This is a genomic window from Hominilimicola sp. (assembly GCF_046972485.1).
In the GTDB taxonomy this organism is placed as follows: domain Bacteria; phylum Bacillota; class Clostridia; order UBA1381; family UBA1381; genus Hominilimicola; species Hominilimicola fabiformis.
The window spans coordinates 1-5,872 of the sequence record NZ_JBKVWU010000128.1; the positions used below are offsets into that span (position 1 = coordinate 1).

5 protein-coding genes are annotated in these 5,872 nt (G+C 34.5%); 3 read left to right on the plus strand and 2 right to left on the minus strand.

All coding sequences use genetic code 11. The features are described 5' to 3' along the window. Both ACLTU0_RS10225 and ACLTU0_RS10230 read right to left on the minus strand, forming a co-directional pair. A partial coding sequence (locus ACLTU0_RS10225; RefSeq protein WP_412322339.1) for a sensor histidine kinase occupies positions 1-1,421 on the minus strand: 1,421 nt, incomplete at its 3' end. A 25-nt stretch (positions 1,422-1,446) separates the two neighbouring features. Next, entirely contained in the window at positions 1,447-2,466 is a 1,020-nt protein-coding gene (locus ACLTU0_RS10230) for a response regulator transcription factor (RefSeq protein WP_412322340.1), read from the minus strand. A 251-nt stretch (positions 2,467-2,717) separates the two neighbouring features. Between ACLTU0_RS10230 and ACLTU0_RS10235 the strand changes: the two genes are divergently transcribed. The 3 genes from ACLTU0_RS10235 to ACLTU0_RS10245 all read left to right on the plus strand — a co-directional run. Next, a complete protein-coding gene (locus ACLTU0_RS10235) occupies positions 2,718-3,680 on the plus strand; it encodes an ABC transporter permease (RefSeq protein ID WP_412322341.1) in 963 nt (320 codons plus the stop codon). A gap of 15 nt (positions 3,681-3,695) precedes the next feature. Next, positions 3,696-4,586: a carbohydrate ABC transporter permease gene (locus ACLTU0_RS10240; protein WP_412322342.1), complete on the plus strand. Its 891-nt coding sequence runs from the start codon at positions 3,696-3,698 to the stop codon at positions 4,584-4,586. A gap of 54 nt (positions 4,587-4,640) precedes the next feature. After that, on the plus strand, positions 4,641-5,872 hold a 1,232-nt coding region (locus tag ACLTU0_RS10245; protein WP_412322344.1), incomplete at its 3' end, for a PT domain-containing protein.

Here is a 5,872-nt window from a genome sequence, read left to right on the forward strand (position 1 = left end):
GTATATGATAAAATCGATTCGTCAATATCCCATTCTATATCAAACAAATCACCGTAACGCAGTGCAAGAATATTAACGTATTCTTTGGTGTATTTTATTTCGTTTTCGATAGAAACAAAATAACCGGAAGTGAGTGTATTTCTGAAAAAGCTTGCAAGATTAATCAGTGATTTAGATACCGGATTTTCTGAATTGGACATATTATAAGCCATCCAATTAATTGTTTCAAGCGTATTGTAAAGAAAATGCGGATTAATCTGTGTTTGGAGCATATCGTATTGTGATTTTCTAAGAAGTTTCATACGCTCTTCTAAAATTTCAGCCATTTTTGTCTTGTCGTTGATATGCGTCTGTATGCTGTTTATTATATACATAAGTTCGTTTTTATCTTCTTCCTCAATACTGTCGGCAGGAGGCTGTGAATTATCAAGGAATGAAATAATTTCATTAAGCGGACTGTAACTTCTGACAGACGCAACATAAGCAAGTATGAAAATAATAATCATAAGCAAAAGTAAAATACCGATGATTTGCAATTTCATAGTTGATAACTTATGTTCGTAAAGTTCAAGAGGATATGCACTTATATACTTATAATCCGATATTGCACTGTCACCGGATAGTACAACATAATTTTTGTCATTAATTTCGTATACACTGTTTTTCGGATTAGATTCTATCGTAAGCGTATTCGGACCAATATTGTCAGGGTAAGTATTAAAGTATGATGAATCACTTGAAATGATAATTTTATTATCGGCATTTACAAGAAAAAACAATCTGCCGTCTTTATATTGCTGATAAAGCATTGAATTATAAATGCTTTGTGTGTTTATGTTCATAATAATTGCGCCTTTTTTTTCGTCGGCAACATATATCGGCTTAATAATCGTGATAAGTTGCGGATATATGTTATTTTTACTTCTTGGAATTATCGTGCCTTTAGGTGATGTAACCGCATGATAAGCACTGATCCAATCGGTATCGCTCAAATCGGACAACGGAATACTGTTATTGTCCATAATTACAGTATCAGTCGGCTCTGAATATATGTAAATCGAATCGATGTATCGATAGATAATAGGCAAGGTCTTAGCAAGTCGTGAGATTGTTTTAAATGAATCGGTGCTGACATTGTTTATTGTATACAACTGTGTACTTTCATTACTTGCGAGAGAACTGCTTAAAGTATCGACTTCCATTAATGTTCGGTCGATAATATTCACCGAATTATCAAATATATAAGAGTTTTCCAAAGTAATCTCTTCGCAAATGTTTTTCAAAGTATTTGAATAAAACATAATGCTAAGCACTATAAACGGTATAACAGTCAATGCTGTTATAAACAGAAATGTACGCAGAAATATACTGTTAAATTTAAAATGTCTGATATTAAACCATATGTTTTTTATCTTGTTCATAACAAATATATTCCTTTCGATTTAATTATGAGTTATGTAAATATTCGCTTGGCGTACAATTATAGTAATCTTTAAACACTCGTGTGAAATATCCCGGACTTTGGTATCCGCATTCTTTGCTTATGTCGTTGATTTTCTTGTTCTCTTTCAGTAATTTAACTGCGTGTTCCATACGGACTTTAAGCAGGTAGTTACTGAAATTTTCACCTGTTTGTTCTTTAAAAAATCTGCTGCAATATGCAGGATTAAAAAATACGCTTTCGGCTGCATCTTGCAATGAGATATTCTTTGAAAAATTATCATTGATAAATTGAATAAGTTTGTCAACAACTATGTTGTCTGTCTTTTTGTTTTTTGCAGAAAGTTGTTTTATAATATTTTCAAGCATTTTTATTGAAAAATCATATACCTTTTGATTATCTGTAATATCGGGAAAGTCATTAAAATCATCGTTTTCGGTTGATATTCTGATATTAAGATTAGCGTAGAGCTTATCAATGATTATTTCAAATATATTGAAAGCATATTGACCGAGTCTTTCGTTCCTGTGCGTATTTTCGTCTAATAAAGTGCAAAGCGTTTCTTTGGCATCAGCCAAATTTATCGAAACAATCTCTGCATACAGGTGCATAATGTTATCAAAGAAAGAATTAATATTGTTGTTTTTTTGCTCTGTCAATAAATTCTTCATATTGATAAGTGAATTTTTAAGATTTTCAAAATTAGTCGGCTTTGTTATGTATTCTTTGACGTTGTATTTAATAGCCGCTTTGGCGTATTCAAAATCTGCATATCCGCTAAGTAAAATAACTTGCGTCCAAGGCTTGTTTTCGTAAATATATTGAGCAAGGTCAATACCCGAAACCTGTACCATTCTTATATCAGAGATAACTAAATCAACATTGTTTTCTTCAAGATATTTAATCGCGTCACTGCCGTCACGGAAAGTTCCGACAACCTCAAAACCAACGTCACAGTTATTGATGAATGCGGATATACTTGTGCGAATCATCATTTCATCGTCAACAACTATTACACTGAACATAAAAAACCCTCTTTTCTGTCTTTCATATTTCTTCGTAGATGATTGTAACATATAGGATTGAATTATTCAAGCACAAAATATAAAAATGTATGTATAAATGGCTAATTAAAGATATAAATAAAATTTAATAATATTCACATTGCACAATTAAGAGGTCAAAATATTAACACAAAGTAAACTTTTTGCACTTGAAATATGAACAGGCGTCAGATAAAATATAATTAAATAAAAAAGAAACAGAGGGTGATGAAATGATTAAGGTAAAGTCGAAACCGAAAGAAAACGCAAATACAGTAAGAAAAAAGACTCGCTGGAAAGACTTCCGTGATAATGCAGAACTCTCCGCATTAATGATACCGGGAATAGTTCTGTTACTGGTATTTGCATACGTACCGATGTTGGGTATAATAATTGCATTTAAAGATTACAGAAATAACTTAGGAATTTTTAAAAGTAAATGGGTTGGATTTCAAAACTTCAAATTCTTCTTTGAATCACAGGATGCTTGGAGAATAGGAAGAAATACGGTAGGATACGGTATACTGTTTATAGTTATTGGTTTAATCGCAGCAGTGACGATTGCTATTCTTCTGTATGAAGTACGCAGCAGAAAAGCATTAAAATTCTATCAAACAAGCATGATACTGCCACATTTTCTTTCATGGGTAATTGTAGGTTACATAACATACATTTTGCTTGAACCGAGCATGGGTATCTTAAACAAGATAATCCGCTTCTTCGGCGGTGAAGGACTTCAATGGTATTCGGAACCGAAATACTGGGTATTTATTTTGCCGATAATCAATGTTTGGAAAACAGTCGGATTAAAATCAATTATGTACTATGCGGCACTTATGGGAATTGACGAACAACTTTTTGAGGCGGCGCAGATTGACGGTGCGGGAAGATTTAAACAAATTCTATACATCACAATTCCGTCACTTGTACCGCTTATGGTAACACTTACAATATTGGACGTAGGACACATAATAAAAGGTGACTTCGGTTTGTTCTATACAATACCGAGAGATGTCGGACTTCTTTATCCGACAACCGATATAATTGATACATACGTTTATCGAGGATTGAGAACCGGCAGTGATATAGGTATTACTACAGCGGTTGGTTTGTTCCAATCGGCAGTTGGTTTGGTTATGGTAATAGCAACGAACTTAGTTGTTAAAAAGATTTCGCCGGAAAATTCGTTATTCTAAAGGAGGGTGAAGAAAATGAAAAAAAGCAAAAGAATTCCGAACATAATTATCAACATAATGTTTTGTCTGGGATCATTGGTATTCATACTTCCGTTTGTATTAATTATTTCAGCATCGTTTTCGGATGAACAGACATTGCTCTCGGAGGGATATAAATTAATCCCGTCAGTATTTTCGACAGAGGCATATAAATATGTATTCAGAAATCCACAGCAACTTTTGGATTCATATAAGGTGACAATTATTTATTCGATAGTTGCAACAGTTTTGGGAGTAGTGGTAATGGCAATGCTTGCATATCCGCTTTCAAGACCGAATTACAAATATAAAAAGATAGCAACATTCTTTATATTCTTTACAATGTTGTTTTCGGGCGGACTTATTCCGACATATATTTGGATAACAAGATACCTACATCTTGGTGATACAATTTGGGTGTATATATTACCTTGCCTTGTAAACGCGTTTCATGTTATAGTTATAAGGAGCTTTTTCCAAGGACTGCCGCAGGCACTTATGGAATCGGCTAAGATTGACGGTGCGAGTGAATTACAGACATTCTTTAAGATTGTTATGCCGCTTTCAAAGCCGGTAATAGCGACAATATCATTGTTGACTCTTCTTTCAAGATGGAATGACTGGAACACGGCACTTATCTATATTAAATCAAGCAATTTGTATTCACTTCAATATTTATTGCAGAAAATATTGCGTGAGGCAGAATTTGTAAAGAATATGGCGGAAAGTTCTCCTGTAGCGGGAGTGGATCTTGATTTATCAAATCTGCCGTCAGTAACAATACGTTTTGCAATGTGTATGGTTGCGGCAGGTCCTATGCTTATCATTTTCCCATTCTTCCAGAAATACTTTGCAAAAGGTCTTACAGTCGGAGCGGTAAAAGGCTAATAGGAACTTAATTAAACGGGTGGTATAAAGTTAAATCAGAAGGGAGTATTAATTATGAAGAAAAAAGTAGTTTCACTTATAATGTCAGTGGCATTGGCTTTCAGCAGTATGCACGTAATGAATATTGCGGCAGAAAATGTGAAAGCCGAAAGTAATTTGACGGAAGCAACAGTTACAAATTTGAACGGATATGAATTTATTGACATTACTTCAAACGGCACAACGCTTGTTGCATTGACAAAGACTACAGACAAAACGTTGGGCAGGCTTTTCTATTCAACAGATAACGGCGTTACATGGCAGCCTTGTCAAAATCAACCGCTGAATTCAGCGGCAACGATTTCGAGTAATAAAAAATCACAACAACAATTAGTATATTGGAAAGCAAATAATATTTTTGTGGCTCACGGTGCGAAAAGCACATATACTTCGGAAAACGGTATTGTGTGGGTTGAAAATAAGAATTTGCATTGGACTACAAATACAATGATTGATGTATCGGGAGATCAACTTGTATTCGGCGGACAAGATTCCGCAAATGCAACGGCTGATTTAACAGCAAATCAATTTAAAAATAACAAATATACAATTCCTAATTCATCAGGTTTTTTTGCAATGGTAGCAGTCGCAAAACCGGCTGCTGAAGATGGAAATATATCAATGTTTGTATGTAATCAATATAAATCATATGATTTAAGTTTTCAAACTACATCTCCAAAATACACTTGGACAATGCAGAACAATAACCAAGGCTCGATAACAACAAATGCTCCTTATGATGCGACATATTCACAAGAGGCGGGTCAATATCTTATCGTAGACGGTTCAGAAAAATTATATGCAATAACAGATTCAAAGAATATCGCAAAAATTACTGTAGCCGACGGTGAAAAAGTAGTCGGAGTCGGTACAAATGAAGCTTATATATTGGTAGGAACCGAAAACGGCAAGTTGTATAAAACAAACAACACTGTATTGACAACAGAGACAGCATGGGACGAAATACCGACATCATATGACGACGGAACAGCAGAACCATTGAAAAACATTAAATTTATAGATGAAAATAACTTTGTTGCTTTAGGTACAACAAAAGCATATACAGGTGAAGTTGTAAAAAGCATAGTTGAACCTACGGAGGCACCAACAGAAGAACCGACGATTGAACCAACGGAGGTACCAACGGCAACACCAACGATTGAACCGACAGCAACACCAACAGCAAAGCCAACGGATGAACCAAAAGTAACACCGACAGTAAATCCGACAGACAAACCGGAGGTGAC